The sequence below is a fragment of the Bacillus cereus group sp. Bce019 genome (assembly GCF_051781745.1).
In the GTDB taxonomy this organism is placed as follows: Bacteria; Bacillota; Bacilli; order Bacillales; family Bacillaceae_G; genus Bacillus_A; species Bacillus_A cereus.
In genome coordinates this window covers 518,282-540,153 of sequence record NZ_JBPWJX010000002.1, presented here as the reverse complement: position 1 = coordinate 540,153, position 21,872 = coordinate 518,282, and the positions used below count along the sequence as shown (strand labels likewise).

Below are 21,872 nucleotides of genomic sequence, written 5' to 3'. Positions count from 1 at the left end.
TCATCGCTCACTTATTACTATCTAAATATATAAGTTCTGACCATTTACACTTTTTCCCTTTATATTCTTTAGACACTATCCTCATTTATAAGAATAGCTTTCTTATTCAAAAATAGATTTTTAAAAATTCCTACTCCCACAATTAATAAACCTATACCAACTAATTTATTTACTTGTAATGGAACACTCTCCATTCCAAATAATCCGAATGTATCAATGCATAACGCAACGACCAATTGAGTAATAAGACTAATTAGCACCGTATATGCTGGACCTAAGCTCTTTATTGCACCCATTATACAAATAATTAACCCGATACCAAACAACCCACTTACATAAAACAAATAATTTGTAGTATACACTTTAATGTTAATACTGTTTTCTGTAATGATATAAAATAGAATAGAACTAATGAGACCTATTCCAAGGACACATGTAGTTGTTAACCACTGTCCTACATTTTCATTTACTTTTGCATTAAAAACAGATTGTACGCTAATTAATATTCCTGCTAATATAGCTAAACTAAATCCAATCAAAATCTTCCTCTCCCTTTCATTGCTCATATATATTATCTTTAGCGACTTCCTTCATTCTAGAAAAATCTTTAATTACAATAACTCCATTACTCTTTTCAATTAGTTTTTCATTATAAAATCTTTGTAATACCCGAATTACGTGCCTATAACTTACCCCTATAAAATCTGCAATACTCGTTACCGAAGTTGCATTCAAATCCCCTTTATACATATTCCCGTTACTATCTGTTGAAATTGAAAGTAAATAACTAGCTACACGTACTTCTACAGGATACAGTAAATTAAGAGCAGTAAAACGAGTCGATATTTTTAACGTGTTCGCAATGTTTTCAAGCAAGAACTTCATAAATATAGGATCATGTAATAACTTGTTTCTAATAACCGTATTAGAAATAGAGATTGCTACAACATCTGAACAAGCTTCAACGACATTATGTGCTTTGCTATTTTGAATTAATTCAATATCACCAACAATGGCCAATGGATTAATAAAGCGAAGGATTAGTTTCTTCCCTTCAGGTGTAATCGTGTAAACTTTTACTTTACCTTTAACAACAAAATATAAACGATCCATTTCGTCATCTATATTGCAAATAAGCTCCCCTTTTTCAAAGTGATTTAATTGAAAATAAGCTGTATCTATTTCTGAAAAAACCTCGAGTGTTTTATTGTTTTTTAAATAATGCGTAATTAAACCTGATCTATTCTCCATATTCATTTCCTCCTTTCATTTACATATTAAATACAACAATACCTATAATCATTACTATTGTTCCCACAATATGATATCTCTCCATCTGTATCTTTTTTATATGAAACAGTCCTTTCATTTCAATAACTGTTGCCGTTAACAATTGAGCAACCATTAGTGTGCCAGCTGTCAATGTAACTCCTAGTGAATATATCGCCATCGTTTCTGCACAAATAATGAATCCACCAAATGCACCCGCTGCTAAATATACTTTTTTCACACTCTTTAAATCTGTTACTTTCTCTTCTTTCTTTAACAAAAATACAGTTGTTGCAATAAGGAATCCAATTAAATGGGTTATAATACTTGTCGACCATATACCGATATGTGAACTAAGTTTCGCATTAAAGGTTCCTTGAAGTGTTATAAATATCCCCGCAAAAACAGCAAATATAATACCTTTCAAAAAATCATCTCCTCATCTTTTATTTCTGACTTAATTAAAAGCTATAATCCTATAATGGCAAAAGGACAAATGTCACATCACTATGAAAATAACTTGGAATGAACAAAAAAACACACCTCAAAAATGCGAGATGTGCTTTATCTTAATTATTTGTATATAATGTTTTATAAATGAAAATTACGCTACATTAAAAGATTTCTTTTTCATAACAAACTTTGCAAATAAGAAACGTACAAGCGGTCCCATAATAATTAATTGTAATGGATATGCCATTATGAAATTTTTAATAAAAATCGAAAAATAAATTGAAACAAATGAATCTCCTTGTAGTCCACCATGTAAATGCATCATAGCCATACCAAAAAATGACATAAAGAATACCATTCCGATTACCATAGTTGTCGCCATTGCAACGATAATATTTATTTTCTTAGATTTATCAAATGGCAACATGAATACAATTTTTTTCGCACAAGGTCCAACTATACATATTTCAATTAATAGCGCAATAATAAAGCCAATTAATAGTTCTAATGCAATCTCTTTAATATAAATTGATCCTCCTGTTTCATTCATTAATAAATTGTAAAACGTCATTACGATAACCATTCCAAGGCACATCATCATGCCAAATTGGAGGTTTTCCTTTCTTGTTGTTGGCAAATTTCATCATCCTCTCTCTTTGAGTCTTTGTCATTATATCGACATTGGAACCCCCTTCGTAAGTGAACATTTTGTGAACAAATTTAAAACGTTTTCATGTATTTTCTTTACTTTCAACTCAAATTCTCACTTTTACTTATAAAGGTTTTATATATTTCAATGTTGAATTACTAAATTTAACATTGCATTACATTATTACTAGGAGGATAACCATGAATGAAACAGAATTTTACGCATATCACATCGTAACAAGGAAAAAAATGCATATCGGACAAATGATTCCTTTTAACAAAAATCAACACAATACTCTATATCACTTCTTTTTTGAAAGAGAACAATTAAATGCTAGTGGTGAAGATGGCATACAAATTTTAAATAAAACACTATAAAAATAACGAATTACATATAAATAATGAAAATGCTAAAGTAGTCATGAGTTATATGAATCAAACAATTAGAGCAGCTAGAGAAACAATTGTAGAAATGGTTAGACTACAAGAATTCCCTGAATATCCTTCCAGGTTATCTTGTTTATACGCTGCAAAAAGCTATGAAGATGCTTTAAAATGGAAAGCATTATTTGATTCTTACAATCGAGAAGTTTTACAGATTGTTAAACTACGAGTAATCGGAAGTTCTTTTGAAGGTGACGGGAATCTTTTACCAAAAGAAGATGGTATTCCTTTTTCTCAAAAAATCGAACAAGCTAGAAAGTATTGGAAAGGAAATATTAGAAATGAACTTCCTGAGCTACTGATTAATGGAGAAATTGAAGTGGTGGAAATTATTGATGACTTCTCCTTAATTCATATTTAATTTCTAACTAAATCATATAGGATGGAGATTACAATGAAGAAAAAAGTGTACTTCAATCATGATGGCGGCGTAGATGATTTAATTTCATTATTTTTATTACTTCAAATGGAAAACGTTGAACTTACCGGTGTATCTGTTATTCCAGCAGACTGCTATTTAGAACCCGCAATGTCTGCAAGTCGTAAAATTATTGATCGCTTCGGCAAAGGTAATATTGCAGTAGCCGCTTCAAACTCTCGCGGGCAAAACCCGTTTCCAAAAGACTGGCGGATGCATGCATTTTATGTAGATGCTCTACCAATTTTAAATGAGTCTGGAAAAGTTGTAACACCCGTGGTGGCAAAACCCGCGCATCATCATTTAATAGAAACGCTTCTACAAACGGAAGGAAAAACAACTTTATTATTTACTGGGCCCCTAACTGACCTTGCTCGTGCATTATATGAAGCTCCCATAATCGAAGATAAAATTGAACGTCTCGTTTGGATGGGTGGTACATTTCTTACAGCAGGCAATGTACATGAACCAGAGCATGATGGAACAGCTGAGTGGAATTCGTTTTGGGACCCTGAAGCAGTGGCTCGTGTATGGGATGCAAAAATTAAAATCGACTTAGTGACACTAGAAAGTACAAACCAAGTTCCGTTAACTATAAACATACGTGAACAATGGGCAAAAGAACGAAAGTATATTGGTATGGATTTCCTTGGTCAATGCTATGCAATGGTTCCCCCTCTCGTTCACTTCTCAACGAACTCTACCTACTATTTATGGGATGTACTAACTACCGCGCTTGTCGGAAACACTAACCTTGCAAAAACTGAAACAATTAATAGTATTGTTCATACATACGGACCAAGCCAAGGACGTACAGAGGAAACTGCTGATGGACGACCTGTAAATGTCGTTTACGATGTAAAACACGATGTTTTCTTTGAATATATTACTAAATTAGCTAAAAAAGCTGCTACTTGAAACCTCAATAACACGAAAAAAATTTATTAAGAATGATATACTTTAATTAATATAACATGAGGTGATAAGATGGATTATAAGTTACTAAAAGAACGAATAGAAATTATAACTTCTAGAATTAAATACATAGGTGGTGAAGTTCAAGAAGTTTGTATAGATGAACCATCTTCCCTTGAACAAATAATCCAAGTAGAAGAAAAACTGGATATTAAACTACCAAATAGCTTCAAAAAAGTACTTTTAGAGTTCTCAGGAAATTTTAGCTTACGCTGGTTTTTACCTGACGATGTAGAGCTACCAAATGAATTTACTGATATTTTTTGCGGAACACCCCACTGGAGTTTAGAAAATCTTTCTAAATTCGAAAAAGAACGTAAAGACTTGGTTGACGGGTTTTTTTCAAATCTAGATGATGAATATGATGTAGTTTGGCACAACAAATTAGCATTTTGTGAAGTGGGAAATGGAGATTATTTAGCATTTGATATGAAAGATGATATAGATGCTCCAATAATTTACCTAAGCCACGACAATGGAGAAGGACATGGGTATAAGATTGCGAATAATTTCATTGAATTCATTGAGAATTGGTCAAGAGTAGCTTTTGTAGGATGCGAAGATTGGCAGTGGTTACCTTTCACTACCAGTTTTGAAAGTGGTATAAATCCAGATGATGAACCAGCCAAAAAATTTAGAAATTGCTTGGGACTTAATATTTAAAAGAGTATTGAATTAAATTTCAATACTCTTTTTGTGCAATTTAATTATATTTGATTAATGTAGTGTCTTACAGATTATTCATTTCATAACCATTGACAAAATACGTTATTGTTTCTAACTCATCTTCATTTAATTCTCTATCTAGTTCTTGTTTGTACGCTGCCTTTATCTTCTCTTCATCGCCCTTATGAGCTTCTGTATAAGTTCCTACTGCTTTTAACATGCGAATCTCTTGTAAAAACTCCTCTCGATTTATCGCTTCCCCATGAGAAAGAATATATGTCTCAGCATCAAATTTTTCTAATTCATCTATTAATGCAAACGTTCTTTTCGTCGTATAGTTCCACTTCGAGGAAAAAATATCTGCATATATACAGTCCCCTAAAAACAATATCTTTTCTTCTTTTATGTACATAACAACTGAATCATGTGCATGATCTCCGCCCACATGTTTTAACACGCATGTCACCTCACCAAGATCTAATTCCATTCGATCCTGGAACGTTAAGGCCGGAGGAATAATGTTAATATTTCTCGCTTTTTCTTCAAACTCTTTCTTGATGCAATCCGCACAAAATTCAATTTCAGTACCCTCTTTTACGCGTGCATCCAACGCTTCATCTGTCCATTCATAAGATACTATTGTCTGCATTTCTTTTTTCGTTTCAGCGTGCGAAATAGTTAATGCATTCCGTAATACAGATAATCCAAAAATATGATCCCAATGCCAATGCGTTAGTGCTACAAAATCAGGATTTGATACATTTTGTTCTTTTAACATTTCTAAAAATAATTGTGCATGTTCTTCTGAATTCCCTGCATCAATCATTAACGTTTTTTCTTGTCCAACGACCATTCCTAAGATAGGTCTATCTGTTTCAGAAACAGGTGTCATATACCAAAATGAGTTTCCTATTTTTTTAATTTGTTGCATAACCAATTCCCCTTTTCATTTCCTCACTTAAGTTTAATATATAGATTATAACGAATCACTACTTTTTTCTCTATACTCAAACACAATTACTTGGACTATTCTAACTTTCCTTTTCGTAAGCTAAAAATAAGTGGAAGAATCGGAGTGTGATACTATGGAACGATTATGGATTCCAATGATTGTTACGTTTTTTTCATTTGGTGGATTACTATTAGGCGGTGCTGTTGGCATTGCTACGCGCCAGCTAATTGAAGAAAAGATGCATCGTTTATACGCATTATGTGGCGGAATTTTACTTGGGCTTTTATCCCTTGAAATTATTCCTGAAACATTTTCAAGCTACGAAATGATTGGGCCTATACTTGGTATAGCCATCGGTATTTTAGTTATGAGCTTATTAGATAACTATTGTCACCATCCAATGATACATAAAAAAGATCAACAAGCATGGCAAACCTTCCTTTTTCTCTCTTTCGCTATATTTATTCATAATATACCGAGTGGATTTGCGTTAGGTACAGCTTTTATAAATCATAATGACTCTGCCATTCCCTTTTTAATAGCAATTGTCGTTCACCATATTCCAGAAGGATTAGCTTTAATTATTCCATTTCTTTTTACAAAACATAAATATATTTCCTTTTTATTAACGACTTTATTACTTTCGCTTATTCTCGGTACTGGCACAGTTTTTGGCATTTTGATGGAAGGAAAAGCTCTTCACCTGCAAGGGCTCATTATGGGAAGTGCTATTGGTTCACTTGGGTATGTCACAATTCATGAAATGCTTTGGAAAGCTAAGCAACAGCTCTCTTTCCTTACATTTCTAATGTGGGCAACTAGTGGTTTTCTCCTAATAATAGCGTTTACTCTACTAGCTGGACATCACTAAATTAAACAAAAAAGATAGCTGAAAACAATTTGTCTTCAGCTATCTTTTTTATTCTTTCTATTTCTCTATAGCTCCCTAGAAAAAACATGCATATACTTTGTTTTGAAATAACTGTAGTATTTCTTTCATACTTCGTATCGTTTCTCTCGACAAAACATTATTATTTTAGTCATTTATTAGAAGTTATATTATATTTTTTGACCATCATCTAATATTTTCGTTATTTGTAAAAAACATAAAAAAGAGCCTCTATTTTCAAAACAAGGACTCTTTTCATAAAGTGAAACTTTAATCATTCGGGCTTTTACGGGCAGCAGGGCCCCACCTAACTTCTTTGCTTCCGCTGAATTTTGAGGTGGGGTCTTACTGCCTGGCAAATAGCGGGATAAACTATTTAGCTACCTCTTCTTTCGGCATTACCATACCTTTATAAAGTTGAACAGTTATCCAGTAATAAATGAAATAAATGACTAAGAAAATTCCTATTGGCACCCACACTTTTACAAACGGGTCAACTAATATAAAGCTGAATAAGTTAAGCCCTACTAAAACGTGAGAAATGCCAATGATCGCTGGGAAGATAAATAAATATGAAATTTCTTTATATATACTTTTCGTTAACATACTACGTCTTACACCAATTTTTCGTAACATTTCATAACGGCGTACATCACGAGAAGCACCTGTTAATATTTTGAACATAAGGGAACTCGCCATCATTGCTAAAAAGGCAATTCCGAGGAAAAATCCCATAAACATTGTTCCGCTCATGAAGCTGTTCATAAACTGATAAATTGTCATTTTCGTAAATAAGTCTACCTTTTCACCTGTTGCTTTTTCAATTTGTGCTTTTTGTCTCTTGTCTATTTCGATCAATAACGGTTTATATTTTTTCATATCATCTACTTTTGCTAATGTTACAGTGTGTTCTGTTCCTTGAATTCCTTTATAATGCTCTTCGTCTGCAATTCTTACTGGTTTTCCGCTAAATTGATTATGCGTAATTTGTATCTCTCTTACAACTGCGTCTTCCCAATCCTTTGGCATACGAGGGAATTTTGCTAATTCAGGAGCCTCTAAAGCTGAATATACAGGTTCTGTTAAAGGTTCAGTCACACGTTTACGAACAGGCTCTTTTAACGTTTTTGTATCAAAATGGTCTGAAACAAGTGGTGGTTTCGCAGTTAAGTCGTTACGTAAATAATAAACCGCTTCTCCATCTACTTTATATTTGTACTTGCTTTCTTCAACAATTTCCATTTCTTTTAAGGCAGCTTTGTCTTGATCATTCGGATCATGAATTACAACATCATATACACGAGAAAAGTCTGTCATAATACCTACATTTTTTTGGAAAGCCATACCTGCCGTCATCGCACCTGCGCCTAATGCAATTAACATCGCTACAGTACCTAATACTCTCGATAAACTATTTACTCGAAAGCGTAGCTGTGCATATGTAAAACTATTTAAGCCCGTTTCATTTCGTTTTTTATTCCCCTTAATTTTCATCACAAAAAATGGGAGTAATGAACTAAAGATAAAATATGTTCCAAGTGTTGTAACGATGGTTGCTATAATAAAACCTAATTCAGCATATATTTTTACATTGATCATAAAATAGTACCCTGTACTTACTAGTAATACACCAAGTACTGTCATTATTATAATGCGAGTTTTACTTTTCTTCACTTCATCTAGTGTTTCATCTTCACGAATTAACTCTAGTTCGGTTTTACGTAACAATCGGACACTGTTCATTAAGCCAGTAATAAAAAACAGTATTAAGAAGAAAATAGCCGTAACTAAAATTGCTGGTGTGTATACAGATGCGTAACTACCTTTTGCTGAAATTTCCATTCCATTCATTAAAAAATTTCCTGCTACACTTGCAAGTAACATCCCTACTAAAATACCGATAATAATACTTACAATACCCATTCCGAATGTTTCAATAAATAATAACTGTGCTACTTTTTTCTTTTTTGCACCAAGCATCATGTACATACCAAGTTCTTTTCTTCTTAACGTGAGCAAGAAAGAGTTGGCATAAATAATATAAAATACAGTAATGAAAGATAATAGTATTGCACCTACCCAGAAAACGAGTCTAATACTACTAATTAGACTATTATCTTTCGTAAATTCACTATTCATCGCCATCGTTTGGAACATGTAGAAAATACTAATACTAATAACGAGACCAATAAGTAAAACCATATAATCTTTTAACATCTTTTTCATACTATGACGTGATAATTTAAATAACATAGTTTCGCCCCCTACTTAGACTCAGCAGCTGAACCCATATGAGCGAGCACACCTAAAATGTCTTGATAGAAATTCTCTCGAGTGCCTTGACGATTTAATTCTTTATAAAGAAGACCATCTTGAATAAATAAAATACGCTCACAATAACTTGCACTAAATGCATCATGTGTAACCATTAAAATACTTACATTATGATTTTCATGTAAATCTTGCATCGCTTCTAATAAACTTTTTGCATTTTTACTATCAAGCGCTCCTGTCGGTTCATCTGCTAATACAATTGCCGGATTATGTACTAAAGCTCTTGCCGCCGCTGTTCTTTGCTTTTGTCCACCAGAAACAGCCGTCGGATATTTTGTTAAAATTTCAGTGATGCCTAACTTCTTCGCAACGTCATTTACCTTTCCAGTAATCTCACTTGATGGTACGCCTTGCAAAGAAAGTGGTAAAGCTATATTTTCATAAATTGATAAGTTTTCTAGTAGATTAAAATCTTGAAAAATGAAACCTAATTTTTGAGAGCGAAAATCAGATAACGCATTGCCCTTCATAGAAGTAATATTTGTACCAGCTATCGTCACACTACCACCTGTCGCTTGGTCAAGTGTACTTATCACATTAAGTAAAGTCGTTTTTCCAGACCCAGAAGGCCCCATGATCCCGACAAATTCTCCTTCTTTAATACTTAACGATACACCCCTTAATGCTTTGGACTGATTCTCATTTCTTTTTCCATACGTTTTTTCTACACTTTCTACAGTAACTACATTTGTTGACATCTCTTTCACTCCATCCCTTTTGTATAAAATTAATTTCTCACATATTTCTTATTATTTTGTCATGTAAATCCTTAAGTTTTTTTAAATTATTCATTCAATAAGAGTTACACCCTTAACATGAACCTATTTCCTACTTCATATTCTCATTTTTCTACAACTCGTTCCCTCGATTTCGCTTACATTTACCTTACATTTTTGTAAGATAAAAAAGAAAACACACTAATTTCTAATAGTGTGTTTTCTTTACAATCAATATTTTCTATTCTTTATCTCTTCTTCAATACTTGCCACAAATACATCTAGCGCAATAACTTCTGACTTCTCTTCCCCATATTTACGTACATTTACAGCTCCGTTTTCCATTTCCTTATCCCCAATAACAAGAACATACGGTACTTTTTGCATTTGTACTTCTCTTATTTTATATCCTAGTTTTTCATCTCGTGCATCTTGTTCAACACGAATCCCAGCTTGTGCTAATTTATATGCAACCTCATTGGCATATTGTTCATGTACTGCATTTGAAACTGGAATTACTTTCACTTGAACTGGTGCCACCCATGCCGGGAACGCACCTCCAAAGTGCTCAATTAATATTGCTAAGAAGCGATCTAATGACCCTAAAACTGCCCTGTGAATAACAACTGGTCTTTGCTTATCATTATTTTCATCTATATAATTTAAATCAAATTTCTCTGGCATTTGGAAATCAAGCTGGATTGTTCCGCACTGGTGACTTCTATTTAAAGCATCTTTAATATGAAAATCAATTTTCGGCCCGTAAAATGCACCGTCACCTTCATTTAGTCTATATTTATAATTTAGCGATTGTAATACATTTTCTAATGCTGCTTCTGCTTGCTCCCATAATTTATCGTCACCCATTGAATCTTCTGGACGAGTAGAAAGCTCTACTTCATATTCGAATCCAAAAGTTTTATATACGTAATCAATTTGCGCCATTACTGATTTAATTTCATCTTCAATTTGTTTTGGAGTTACAAATAAATGTGCATCATCTTGGCAGAAAGTACGTACTCTTAATAATCCGTTTAACGCACCACTAAATTCATGACGATGTACTTGACCAAATTCACACATACGAATCGGTAATTCACGATAAGAATGCAATTTATTTTTAAACATAAGCATGTGCCCTGGGCAGTTCATCGGTTTTAATGCAAAACTTTTATTATCTACTTCAGAGAAATACATATTATCTTTATAATGTCCCCAGTGCCCTGATCTCTCCCATACTTCTTGGTTCATCATGAACGGAGTGCGTACTTCTTGATAATTGTACTCTTTTTGAATTTCTCTTAAAAATGCTTCCAATTCGTTACGAATCACTTGTCCTTTCGGTAAATAAAACGGCATTCCCGGAGCCTCTTCAGAAAACATAAATAACTCAAGCTCATTGCCTAACTTACGATGATTTCTTTTTGTTGCTTCTTCAACGAAATGTAAATACTCTTCTAATTCTTTTTGAGAAGAGAATGCAACACCATATATGCGCTGAAGCACTTGGTTATTACTATCACCTCGCCAATATGCACCGGAAACGTGAGTTAATTGAAATGCTTTCAAATAACCTGTTGATGGTAAATGTGGCCCTCTACATAAATCTACAAATTCACCTTGTTTATATAGTGTTACACTTTCCCCACTAGGAATTGCTTCTAAAAGTTCTAATTTCAAGCGATCGTTCATTTCTTGAAACAGTTTTGCTGCTTCTTCTCGAGAAACCTCAACTCGTTCTATCTTTATATTTTCATTTATAATCTTTTTCATTTCTTTTTCGATTTTTCGTAAATCTTCTACGTTTACACTACTTGGAAGATCCATATCATAATAAAATCCATTTTCAATAACAGGCCCCACCCCAAGATTTATATCACCATACATTCTTTTTACAGCTTGCGCTAAAATATGTGCCGCAGAGTGTCTTGTAATTTCTACACCTTCATTTGAATCTATAGTAATGATTTCTACTTCCGCATTTTCTTCAATATTTCGGCGTAAATCATATAACCCATCATTCACTTTCCCCGCGACTGCTTTCTTTTTCAAACTACTGCTAATGGATCCCGCAATTTCTTCTAAAGTAATTCCTTTTACAAATTCTTTCACGCTACCATCTGGAAATTTAATTTCAATCATTTGTTCTTTCATTTTTCATCTCTCCATTTCATAATAAAAAGCACACTCATCCCTAACATAGGGACGAGCGTGCTTTTACCCGTGGTTCCACCCAGATTCCCATCACAAAATGCAATGGCTTCTTTTACGGTAACGTCGTTTATACGGCACTAGATACTTAATTTCCCCAGTGCAGCTCTAAGGTGGTAAGTTATTTTTCTGCGTTAGGAAGTTCTCAGCTTTCCTTCCTTCTCTGTATAACCGGGTAAAATAACTCGTGTCCTTTTCTTCGCTTATTATGAAATTGAATGCAAAAAAGCATATTCATCCCTAAATATAGGGACGAATATGCTTATATCCGTGGTTCCACCCAGATTCCCATCACAAAAAACATAATGGCTTCTTTTGCGATAACGTCGCATACACGGCACTAGATACTTAATTTCCCTAGTGCAGCTCTAAGGTGGTAAGTTATTTTTCTGCGTTAGGAAGTTCTCAGCTTTCCTTCCTTCTCTGTATAACCGGGTAAAATAACTCGTGTCCTTTTCTTTGCTTTTTGTAAAACATCCATTTATTGTTATTTAATATATCTTATTCATTTTATTTTTGCAAGTGTTTAAAAAAATTATTTATTTAATTAAAAAAGTGAAACCAAATTTTTTTGGTTTCACTTCACAATTTTACCAATCTTGTGGTTCGTAATTTAAGTCTGCAAATAGACGTCTTTTCTCTTTCTTTGTTAAATCTCTCCACTGCCCAACTGGTAAATTATTCAATTCAATATTCATAATTCTCGTACGTTTTAACGTGTATACTTGATAACCTAAAGCTTCACACATACGGCGAATTTGACGATTTAGCCCTTGTGTTAAAATAATTTGAAACTCATATTTTGATAACTGTGTAACCTCACAAGGAAGCGTTTTTGTTCCTAAAATTTTAACACCCGCTGCCATTTTCTCTAAGAAATCAGGTGTAATTGGCTTATCTACTGAAACGATATATTCTTTCTCATGTTTGTTTTCAGCACGTAAAATTTCATTAACAATATCACCATCATTCGTTAACAAAATTAAACCGTCTGAGTCTTTATCAAGACGTCCAATGTGACTAATTCGTAAAGGATGGTTCACTAAATCGATAATATTACCTTTTACAGCTTTTTCACTCGTACATGTAATACCTACTGGTTTATTTAAAGCGATATATACGTGATCTCGAGCAATTCGAAGCTGCTCTCCATTTACTCGTACATCATCACCTGGGTTCACTTGGTCACCAATTTTTGCAACCTTACCGTTAATAATTACTCTTCTCTCATTAATTAGTTTATCCGCTCCACGTCGAGACGCTTTTCCAGCTTCACTAATAAATTTATTGATACGCAAATTAGGCACATCCTTTTCTAAAAAAATTTCAAGCTCACACTGCTTCTACCGTACAATACAAAAGGGTAAGCCTCCTATTATAACTTAAATATATTAACATGAAAGGGTATATAACGTCTTCTATTAATTACTTGTTTATAAGAAAATATCTTTATTATACATTCATTTATACACTTTTTCAGCGTTTAATATACAAGCCATTCTTCCTTACATACAGCTTGTTTTCCTTTTATCTCTTCTATATCTTCATGAATATTAGCTAATTTATATAAATCTGGGAAAATCTCTTCCACATAATGTTGATGCGTCTGTTCATCTTTCCAATACGTTAACACTATGTAACGATTTTCATTTTTTAAAGACTTCCCAACTACTCCACCTAACATTCCTTTTGCTTTTTCCATTCCTTTATTCCAAATTGTTTCTTGCTTCTGTAAAAAATACTTTTCCTTTTCCACCTTTACATCACATATAGCAACTCTTACGAATGATCCTTCTGTAACAACGTCTTTCAAATGCGTATCAGTTATATCATACAACGTTTGAAATAATTCAATTTCACACGAAAGAAACGTATCCTCTTGATTACTATTTAAATAAATTGTATCGTGAGCACCATTCATAAATGATTGATATGTACTTCTATCTTCCCATAAAGTAAATACACATGCCTCATCTTCATACCATCCACCAAATTGTCCATGAAAACCATCTAGATGCCGTATATCACTCCATTTTTCTTGCGCATTTGAAAACAATTTCTTTTTCTCTTCTTCCACCTTACAGTAGATTGTTTTTAGTAACATTTTTAATTCCCCCTTTAGCATATAATTTATCTTCTTCTCACAATAATTAGTTCACATAATATTTTTATAATCACCCTAATACTCTTTATAGACATATAGAACTAATCATATTTATCACTACATCTATCAAAACATCTATCGAATTTAATTTCAAATGATTCAGAATAAAAAAAGATGTAACTCTTAATGAATTACATCTTTAGCTAATCTCCCTTATTCATCTTTTTCTCAAATAAATAATACGTAATTTCTCCCGGATAATGTACTACTGCTACCTTCCTTTCCCCTTTTTTAAAACTAACAGTATGCCCGTTTTCCCCTAAGTTCTCCCATCCATTTGCCTTTGTAATAGGCATTACACTTATATATTGATAGTCCTCTTCATTATCATCGTTAATATGGATTGCTGACATTGGCACTGGAAAATCTTTAATTTTAGATTCTTTGTCTACATATATGAGTGCAAATAAACCAACTAATAACATAGCCATTGAAATACTTAAAACCAGTTTTCTTCTATTCATTTTCACTAAAAACCCTCTTTTCTCGCATATAACTTTCATCATTTTACTAAATTTAATTATTCATGTATATAAAATATATAATTTAAATTATTTCTAACCTATTTTCTCTACTTTAAACAACATTATTGTTATATATTATAATTATAAGTTTTTAAATTTTGGAGGCGTTACATATTGCAGAAATTACTTTTTACTAAATGGACAGTTGTTATTTCTATTTTCATCATTTTCGGTACGATTTTCTATGTTACTAATGTTAAAAATAACAACGAAAAAGCAACTGTAGAAACAGCGGAGACAAAAACTTTCAAAACGAAATTACAACCTAAAATTCATGAATTGACTACTCATTATAATGACATCATCGAAAAAGATTGGTTACCTGCCTGGGAAGAGATTAACACGAATGGAGATTCAGTAGATCGAAATAAACTATTAGTTACAATGAGTGCTGTTTCCAAACAGTACGAAACAATTATGAACGAAATAGACACGCTTAAAATTGAAGAAAACATAACAGATATAGATATACAAAAACAACTACTTCAATTCACAACTCAGTTTAAATCCGCAGCAAATTTCATGAAAAATGCAGCAAATTTAATTATAGACGGAGCAAATAACTCTACTCCAACCGATGAAACTATTGAAAAAACAAAACAAGCTTTAGGACTTGCGGATCAACATATTGTCATCGCTTTATCTACTTTAAATGAAGTTGAAGATAAATTAGGACTTACAAAAAAATAAAACTATTTACTATTTTAAAATAAAAAATGATTGCAATTCACAATTTGTATGTCTATAATGTTTTTATTGATTTACAATCAATGTGTTTATAAATTTTATAATTCGGATGAACCATTCAGGAGAAGGTCTATTGATCTACCGACGGGGCAAAAAGTTGTTATACCAACTTTGAAACTCTCAGGTCTTGGTTACAAGTAGAACTGCATGGGGACGAATCTCTGGAGAGACTCCCTCTCGCTTTCATAGAGCGCGGAGGAAAACGAGCACCGAAGGAGCAAATCCGCTACTTTAGCGGATAATCTCTCAGGTAAAAGGACAGAGACAAGCGAAAGAAAAAGCCGATTGTATCGGTTTATTTTTCTATCCCTTGTTTCTCCAGAGACCATTTCATTTACTTGAAGTGGTTTTTATTTTTTCTAAAAAAGGAGAATAAAGATGGAGACAGTAAGTAAAGTATTAGAACAAATGAATCAATACGTGTGGGGATTACCAACTTTGTTGCTACTCGTTGGAACAGGTATCATTCTCACAGTGCGTTTAAAAGGTTTACAGTTTAGTAAACTATTATACGCTCACAAACTAGCGTTTAAAAAATCAGAAGATACCTCTTCTTCTGGAGATATTAGTCACTTCCAAGCACTTATGACAGCTATGGCCGCAACGATTGGTATGGGAAATATAGCCGGTGTTGCAACAGCTGTTACAATTGGTGGTCCTGGTGCAATATTTTGGATGTGGATTACCGCTTTATTCGGTATGGCAACAAAGTATGCCGAGGCAATACTTGCAGTGAAATACCGTGTTAGTAATGAAAATGGTGAATATTCAGGTGGACCAATGTATTATTTAGAGCGGGGTTTAGGTAAGAAATGGCTTGCTATATTATTCGCTATATTTGGTACAACTGCTTCTTTCGGTATTGGTAATATGGTGCAATCTAACTCAGTTGCAGAGGCAATGCGAATTAATTTCTCTTTCCCTCCTGCTTTAACTGGTATACTAATGGCATTTTTAATCGCAATTGTTATTTTAGGCGGTGTAAAAAAAATCGGGAAAGTGACGGGATATGTCGTTCCTATTAAAGCTTTCTTTTATATAATTGCTGGTCTTATAATTATTTTCTATCACTACGACCAAATTCCAGAAGCTTTTTCACTTATTTTTTCTGGTGCATTTAATGGTACGGCAGCTGCTGGTGGTTTTATTGGGGCAACAGTTGCATCAGCTATCCAAATCGGAATGGCGCGTGGTGTATTTGCGAACGAAGCTGGTTTAGGGAGTGCACCAATTGCGGCGGCGGCGGCAAAAACCGATTCGCCTGCAAAGCAAGCTTTAGTTTCAATGACTGGTACTTTTCTAGATACGTTTATTGTATGTACAATTACAGGACTAGTATTAATTACTACAGGCGCTTGGAAATCAGGTAAAACTGGCGTTGAAGCTACAACACTTGCATTCCAATCTGTATTCGGTACTGCTGGTAGTATGATTCTCGGTATCGCAATTATTTTATTTGCCTACTCTACTATTTTAGGCTGGTCGTATTACGGAGAAAAATGTGTAGCTTATTTATTCGGAGAAAGTGCAGTTAAATATTATAAAGCAATCTTTATTGTCATGATTGCAATTGGTGCTAATTTAAAGCTAGGAATCGTATGGACATTTGCTGATATTGCAAATGGACTTATGGCAATTCCAAACTTAATTGGTCTAATTGGATTAAGTAGTATTGTTGTTGCTGAAACGAATCGTTTTTTACAAGCAGAGAAATTGAAAGAAAATAATAAAAAACAGGCAAGTTAATCTATGAAAAAAGGAATGACTCATACATGATGAGCATTCCTTTTCTCATCCCCTCTTTTACTTAATTACTATCATTAAAAATATATTTATATCAATATTTACTCCTTTTTATTCCTCCAAAAGTTTTTCACATAAATGTCATAAATCGTATGGTCTAACTATATAGTTGAAAAGGAATGCGACATTAAAGTGTCGCTGAAAAACTCATCCAAGAAAAGGGAGGAAAAATCTTTTGAAAAACAAAATCATCGTTTTCCTATCTGTTTTATCGTTTATTATTGGTGGTTTCTTCTTTAACACGAATACTTCAAGTGCTGAAACATCATCTACTGATTACGTTCCTAACCAATTAATCGTTAAGTTCAAACAAAATGCATCTTTAAGTAATGTGCAATCTTTTCATAAATCTGTCGGAGCTAATGTCTTATCTAAAGATGATAAGTTAGGTTTTGAAGTCGTACAATTTTCAAAAGGTACTGTAAAAGAAAAAATAAAGAGTTATAAAAATAATCCAGATGTGGAATATGCAGAACCGAATTATTACGTTCACGCCTTTTGGACTCCAAACGACCCATATTTTAATAATCAATATGGATTACAAAAGATTCAAGCTCCACAAGCTTGGGATAGCCAACGAAGTGATCCTGGTGTAAAAGTAGCTATTATTGATACAGGAGTTCAAGGCTCACACCCTGATCTGGCTTCGAAAGTAATTTACGGGCATGATTATGTTGATAACGACAATACATCTGATGATGGTAATGGTCATGGTACACATTGCGCTGGAATTACTGGAGCACTTACGAATAACAGCGTCGGAATTGCTGGTGTTGCCCCACAAACTTCAATTTATGCTATCCGCGTATTAGATAATCAAGGAAGTGGTACTCTTGATGCTGTAGCACAAGGTATTCGAGAAGCTGCTGATTCGGGTGCAAAAGTAATTAGTTTAAGTTTAGGAGCTCCAAATGGTGGTACTGCATTACAACAAGCCGTTCAATATGCATGGAATAAAGGCTCTGTTATAGTTGCAGCTGCTGGAAATGCTGGAAATACAAAAGCTAATTACCCTGCTTATTACAGCGAAGTAATTGCAGTTGCTTCTACAGATCAATCAGATAGAAAATCTTCATTTTCTACTTATGGTAGCTGGGTAGACGTTGCAGCACCAGGTTCAAATATATATTCAACATATAAAGGAAGCACGTATCAATCATTAAGTGGTACATCTATGGCAACACCTCATGTTGCAGGAGTCGCTGCTCTCTTAGCAAATCAAGGATATAGCAATACACAAATCCGCCAAATTATTGAGTCTACTACTGATAAAATTAGTGGTACAGGTACGTACTGGAAAAACGGTAGAGTCAATGCATATAAAGCTGTACAATACGCTAAGCAATTGCAAGAAAATAAAGCTTCTTAATAAATAAAGTAAAATTTTAATCAGTCGATCTACCATTAATGCCGGATAAAATAGAAGGAGAGACTTCTATAATTAAAGCCTCTCCTTCTTACAAACTATATTACTCTCCCTGCTTTTTAACCATATGTAAATACAGTACAAAATCCATCATTGTCGACGAATGACCAAGTTGACGGATCATCGCTGTTATATTTCCTCTATGATATGTACCATGATTTACGACATGTTGCACTAATTCTAAAATCGAAGTTTCTAATTTCCCTACATATGGATTCTCAATAACAAATACAGCATTCACATCTTGTATTGTAATTAAAAAATCTTTATATTGATTTGCCATGTTTTCAAACATTTTTTCTAATTCATGTAACGATTTAGTTTCAATTTGTTTTCGTAAACCTTCTCGGTCTTGTATTGCTTCATTCATACTTTTACCATGCAATATATGTAACCACACTTGATCTGTAATATAAATATGCACAAAAGTATCCTTAATGGATGGGAATACACTCTGTATCTGCTCATTAAAAATTGTCTCATAGTTTGGTAACTCTTTTAATCGATTGAATAATCTTGTATTGGCCCAAGCATGATAATCACACTGTTTTAATATATAATCTTTCAATTTATATTACCTCCTTATTGTATGAAACGAATGGTTTGTTTCTTCATTTCTGATTCTCTATCAGCCTTTGCAATCCCTTTTTCTTTCATTTCATGCTTATTTATCGTTTTATATTTTACATACGTATAAAATTCCGTTTGAAATGGAAATGGTGTAATCCGAATTGTTTCCTCGTCCACCCATTCAGCTTGAATAAGTTTCTCCTCTTTACTATTAAACATTTCTGTTCCTTCAAAACCATCTTTAAATAAATCAATTTCATCTTTCTTTTTGACACCAGGCTTATTCATACATACGTATAAAGAAAGTTCATCACAAAACTTTAATAATCTATAATGTTTATCGAACATCGCAAACTGTTCTTTTGTTAACGTTTTCAAGATTCTTTTTTGTCGTTCTAATTCATGTTTATAAAATGACATCATCTCTTCATCTTCCTCGTTTAGTGGAAATGATAAAAAATGTTTACTACAAAGCAATGCCCCGTATGGATTAGAATTTTCAATTTCATTCAAACCAATCGTATAAAAAACAAAACGTAATGGGCTTGGACAATCCATAAATGTATATGGAATATTTTTAGCATCATTCAAAATTGGTACTTTATCAAGCTCTATCCATCCTCTGTCATGCTCATATATTGCATCAACTGTTTCTTTTAAATATGTTTTACTTTCAAAAAAGTCTTCTTTTATATGTTTTGCAATCTCTCCAGCTAAAAAACCATGATCATGTTGACGAATTAATATACTTTCCTTCTCATTTTTTTCACGAAAAATCATTCATATACTCCCCCTCATCCTCATATTAAAGCTTTTTATATGCATCGATTCTTAATTAATCCCTAAATAATAGAAGGGATTCAGTCTCTTGCAACGAAATTAACATAATTATATAGTATTCTATCTAATCATAGTGATAGCTTTATCTTTACTATCTATTATACTAAAACATTCATTCCAAAAATTTTTTTATGAGGTGAAAACATGAACAAAACAGAATTAATTAAAAACGTAGCTCAATCAGCTGATATTTCTCAAAAGGACGCTTCTGCAGCTGTACAATCCGTATTTGACACAATTGCTAATGCATTACAATCTGGAGATAAAGTTCAACTAATCGGTTTTGGAACTTTTGAAGTGCGCGAAAGATCTGCTCGTACAGGACGTAATCCGCAAACTGGCGAAGAAATTCAAATCGCCGCTGGTAAAGTTCCTGCATTTAAAGCAGGTAAAGAATTAAAAGAAGCTGTTAAATAAACAAGAAACCAGCCATTTTATAGGCTGGTTTCTTGTTTTTATTTAAGCAATTGCTTTATATTCTCTGCATGATACACTTCACAAATATAAAATACACATTTGCATTTACTTACAATTTGATACTTTCTAGTTGGATACACATTCGCTGTAACAGAACATCCATCAAACAATTCAATAATATTTCCAGATGGCTGATATCCTTCATATAATACATTTCTTCTTACTTCCATCTTTTCTATAAGCTTTTCAACAGGAATATTTCCACTCTCTAATTCACTCTTTATTGCGTCCGGTAAAAACGAAGTGTCTGCAAAAATTAGATTTTCAGATAACACCTTGCCTTTATAACTAACATTAGATACACGGTAAAGAAATGTTCCATCTTTATCAAAGAAATTCTTTGCTTCTTTCGGAATGTACTGTCTACCAAGTGCCTCTTGTTCAAGAACATCAAACTGAACTGTATCATTTAAAAGCTTTTCTAAAGCATGAATGGATGATGTATCTCCAGAAAATAAAATATTTTTAATTGCTTGTACGTTATAAGTGAATTCATTCTTTCTATTTTCCGCTACTAACATGAGGAACACCTCTTCTATAATTTTTTTATTTAAGATTTAAAAGTGCTGCCGCGTCTAATTGCGTAATTTCAGTCACTTCCTTACTGAATATTGCAACAGAGGCCCTATAATCTAAACTAGGCCTTACATCTTCCATCATTGTATTACTTGCTAACTCTTGTCTATCCTTAAAAACCAACAAGTTTGGAGGATCATTTGGAGCTGATACTGTAATATGTACTGGCGGAATCATTAGTCCTTCACCTGTCGCTTTCAGCACCGCTTCTTTTCGAGTCCAATATGTTAAAAAACCTTCTATTTTCTGTTTATTTGGCAGTTTCATAACTTGCGCTATTTCAATGTCTGTTAATACACCTTCTGCCATTTTCATAACATCTACATTTGGATTCATTTGTTCTACATCTATGCCAACAGGTGCAGATTTTGTAAAAGCAACGACAACCCACTCACCTGAATGTGAAACGGATAATTGCGGCATACCTTCTGGTAATTGTGGTCTTCCATGCTGCACTTTACATACTGAGCACATTCGATCAATTGGTACTTGGACTGGTGACATAGAAAGTATCTTACCGAGAACTAATCTACTTATTACGCAACCTATTATAAAACGAGCTCGATCTGCCGAATGATGATACGAATTTGCTTTCTCTCGCTCTATATCATTTAGTAAATTGTAATGCCATGATTGTAAATCCGAAATTCTTGCCCACCATATTTGACAATCATTCTCATTCAAAGTTGGAATAGAATCTACAACTTTACTTTCTATCATGTAAACTCTCCTTTATTCAACGAATATCAATTTTCATAAGAAAGCATGCG

22 protein-coding genes, 1 pseudogene, 1 riboswitch and 2 other annotated features are annotated in these 21,872 nt (G+C 33.3%); of the genes and pseudogenes, 8 read left to right on the top strand and 15 right to left on the bottom strand.

Translation table 11 applies throughout. The features are described from left to right. Positions 1-68: 68 nt before the first annotated feature. The 4 genes from ACS2QP_RS06165 to ACS2QP_RS06150 form a co-directional block, all read right to left on the bottom strand. Positions 69-539: a DMT family transporter gene (locus tag ACS2QP_RS06165; RefSeq protein ID WP_134208044.1), complete on the bottom strand. Its 471-nt coding sequence runs from the start codon at positions 537-539 to the stop codon at positions 69-71. A 16-nt stretch (positions 540-555) separates the two neighbouring features. Next, entirely contained in the window at positions 556-1,251 is a 696-nt protein-coding gene (locus ACS2QP_RS06160) for a Crp/Fnr family transcriptional regulator (protein WP_063536325.1), read from the bottom strand. A gap of 19 nt (positions 1,252-1,270) precedes the next feature. Then, positions 1,271-1,696 carry a DMT family transporter gene (locus tag ACS2QP_RS06155; protein ID WP_000676020.1) on the bottom strand — a complete coding sequence of 142 codons (426 nt, stop codon included), beginning with the start codon at positions 1,694-1,696 and terminating at the stop codon, positions 1,271-1,273. 177 nt (positions 1,697-1,873) lie between these two features. Then, on the bottom strand, positions 1,874-2,359 hold the full coding sequence (locus ACS2QP_RS06150) for a DUF2798 domain-containing protein (protein WP_088351999.1): 486 nt from the start codon (positions 2,357-2,359) through the stop codon (positions 1,874-1,876). A gap of 212 nt (positions 2,360-2,571) precedes the next feature. On the opposite strand from ACS2QP_RS06150, the pseudogene ACS2QP_RS06145 reads away from it, so the two are divergent. From ACS2QP_RS06145 to ACS2QP_RS06135, 3 genes and pseudogenes are all read left to right on the top strand, one after another. Continuing rightward, positions 2,572-3,175: pseudogene (locus ACS2QP_RS06145) on the top strand (DUF2441 domain-containing protein). Between the two features lie 21 nt (positions 3,176-3,196). Continuing rightward, positions 3,197-4,150, top strand: coding sequence for a nucleoside hydrolase (locus ACS2QP_RS06140; protein ID WP_438882222.1), 954 nt, complete (start codon positions 3,197-3,199; stop codon positions 4,148-4,150). 69 nt (positions 4,151-4,219) lie between these two features. After that, the gene (locus tag ACS2QP_RS06135; RefSeq protein ID WP_438882221.1) at positions 4,220-4,870 is read left to right on the top strand and encodes an SMI1/KNR4 family protein; all 651 of its coding nucleotides are present in this window, start codon (positions 4,220-4,222) and stop codon (positions 4,868-4,870) included. Positions 4,871-4,937: 67 nt separating this feature from the next. On the opposite strand, the gene ACS2QP_RS06130 is transcribed toward ACS2QP_RS06135, so the two are convergent. Then, positions 4,938-5,804: an MBL fold metallo-hydrolase gene (locus tag ACS2QP_RS06130; RefSeq protein WP_438882220.1), complete on the bottom strand. Its 867-nt coding sequence runs from the start codon at positions 5,802-5,804 to the stop codon at positions 4,938-4,940. 154 nt (positions 5,805-5,958) lie between these two features. Between ACS2QP_RS06130 and ACS2QP_RS06125 the strand changes: the two genes are divergently transcribed. Further along, a complete protein-coding gene (locus ACS2QP_RS06125; protein ID WP_438882219.1) occupies positions 5,959-6,696 on the top strand; it encodes a ZIP family metal transporter in 738 nt (245 codons plus the stop codon). Between the two features lie 390 nt (positions 6,697-7,086). Here ACS2QP_RS06125 and ACS2QP_RS06120 read toward each other — a convergent pair whose 3' ends face one another. From ACS2QP_RS06120 to ACS2QP_RS06095, 6 genes are all read right to left on the bottom strand, one after another. After that, positions 7,087-8,967, bottom strand: a complete 1,881-nt coding sequence (locus ACS2QP_RS06120; RefSeq protein WP_048564091.1) for an FtsX-like permease family protein — start codon at positions 8,965-8,967, stop codon at positions 7,087-7,089. Positions 8,968-8,978: 11 nt separating this feature from the next. After that, positions 8,979-9,746: an ABC transporter ATP-binding protein gene (locus tag ACS2QP_RS06115; protein ID WP_000106426.1), complete on the bottom strand. Its 768-nt coding sequence runs from the start codon at positions 9,744-9,746 to the stop codon at positions 8,979-8,981. Between the two features lie 249 nt (positions 9,747-9,995). Next, positions 9,996-11,918 (bottom strand): threonine--tRNA ligase, encoded by a 1,923-nt coding sequence (thrS, locus tag ACS2QP_RS06110; protein ID WP_438882218.1) that lies wholly within the window; start codon positions 11,916-11,918, stop codon positions 9,996-9,998. A gap of 44 nt (positions 11,919-11,962) precedes the next feature. Then, positions 11,963-12,184, bottom strand: a binding site (T-box leader). A 36-nt stretch (positions 12,185-12,220) separates the two neighbouring features. After that, positions 12,221-12,444, bottom strand: a binding site (T-box leader). Positions 12,445-12,565: 121 nt separating this feature from the next. Further along, complete coding sequence (rluF, locus tag ACS2QP_RS06105) at positions 12,566-13,273, bottom strand: 23S rRNA pseudouridine(2604) synthase RluF (protein ID WP_001222162.1); 708 nt, start codon at positions 13,271-13,273, stop codon at positions 12,566-12,568. A gap of 185 nt (positions 13,274-13,458) precedes the next feature. Then, the gene (locus ACS2QP_RS06100; protein WP_000925179.1) at positions 13,459-14,079 is read right to left on the bottom strand and encodes a YdbC family protein; all 621 of its coding nucleotides are present in this window, start codon (positions 14,077-14,079) and stop codon (positions 13,459-13,461) included. Between the two features lie 203 nt (positions 14,080-14,282). After that, positions 14,283-14,645: a hypothetical protein gene (locus ACS2QP_RS06095; RefSeq protein WP_002025767.1), complete on the bottom strand. Its 363-nt coding sequence runs from the start codon at positions 14,643-14,645 to the stop codon at positions 14,283-14,285. A 132-nt stretch (positions 14,646-14,777) separates the two neighbouring features. Here ACS2QP_RS06095 and ACS2QP_RS06090 point away from each other — a divergent pair, with 132 nt between their 5' ends. The 3 genes from ACS2QP_RS06090 (at position 14,778) to ACS2QP_RS06080 (ending at position 18,582) form a co-directional block, all read left to right on the top strand. After that, positions 14,778-15,353, top strand: coding sequence for a hypothetical protein (locus ACS2QP_RS06090; RefSeq protein WP_153581316.1), 576 nt, complete (start codon positions 14,778-14,780; stop codon positions 15,351-15,353). 208 nt (positions 15,354-15,561) lie between these two features. After that, positions 15,562-15,682: riboswitch (glycine riboswitch) on the top strand. A 106-nt stretch (positions 15,683-15,788) separates the two neighbouring features. Continuing rightward, on the top strand, positions 15,789-17,156 hold the full coding sequence (locus ACS2QP_RS06085) for an alanine/glycine:cation symporter family protein (RefSeq protein ID WP_063536311.1): 1,368 nt from the start codon (positions 15,789-15,791) through the stop codon (positions 17,154-17,156). Between the two features lie 232 nt (positions 17,157-17,388). Continuing rightward, positions 17,389-18,582, top strand: a complete 1,194-nt coding sequence (locus tag ACS2QP_RS06080) for a S8 family peptidase (protein WP_153581315.1) — start codon at positions 17,389-17,391, stop codon at positions 18,580-18,582. Positions 18,583-18,682: 100 nt separating this feature from the next. Here ACS2QP_RS06080 and ACS2QP_RS06075 read toward each other — a convergent pair whose 3' ends face one another. Beyond that, the gene (locus tag ACS2QP_RS06075) at positions 18,683-19,207 is read right to left on the bottom strand and encodes a DinB family protein (protein WP_153581314.1); all 525 of its coding nucleotides are present in this window, start codon (positions 19,205-19,207) and stop codon (positions 18,683-18,685) included. Positions 19,208-19,221: 14 nt separating this feature from the next. Next, positions 19,222-19,989, bottom strand: coding sequence for a DUF3891 family protein (locus ACS2QP_RS06070; RefSeq protein ID WP_006918586.1), 768 nt, complete (start codon positions 19,987-19,989; stop codon positions 19,222-19,224). 204 nt (positions 19,990-20,193) lie between these two features. On the opposite strand from ACS2QP_RS06070, the gene ACS2QP_RS06065 reads away from it, so the two are divergent. Next, positions 20,194-20,466 carry an HU family DNA-binding protein gene (locus tag ACS2QP_RS06065; protein ID WP_001043905.1) on the top strand — a complete coding sequence of 91 codons (273 nt, stop codon included), beginning with the start codon at positions 20,194-20,196 and terminating at the stop codon, positions 20,464-20,466. Between the two features lie 38 nt (positions 20,467-20,504). On the opposite strand, the gene ACS2QP_RS06060 is transcribed toward ACS2QP_RS06065, so the two are convergent. Together ACS2QP_RS06060 and sfp are read right to left on the bottom strand one after the other, a co-directional pair. Continuing rightward, the gene (locus ACS2QP_RS06060) at positions 20,505-21,047 is read right to left on the bottom strand and encodes a hypothetical protein (RefSeq protein ID WP_000959125.1); all 543 of its coding nucleotides are present in this window, start codon (positions 21,045-21,047) and stop codon (positions 20,505-20,507) included. A gap of 25 nt (positions 21,048-21,072) precedes the next feature. After that, positions 21,073-21,822 carry a 4'-phosphopantetheinyl transferase Sfp gene (gene sfp / locus ACS2QP_RS06055; RefSeq protein ID WP_153581313.1) on the bottom strand — a complete coding sequence of 250 codons (750 nt, stop codon included), beginning with the start codon at positions 21,820-21,822 and terminating at the stop codon, positions 21,073-21,075. Positions 21,823-21,872 lie beyond the last annotated feature (50 nt).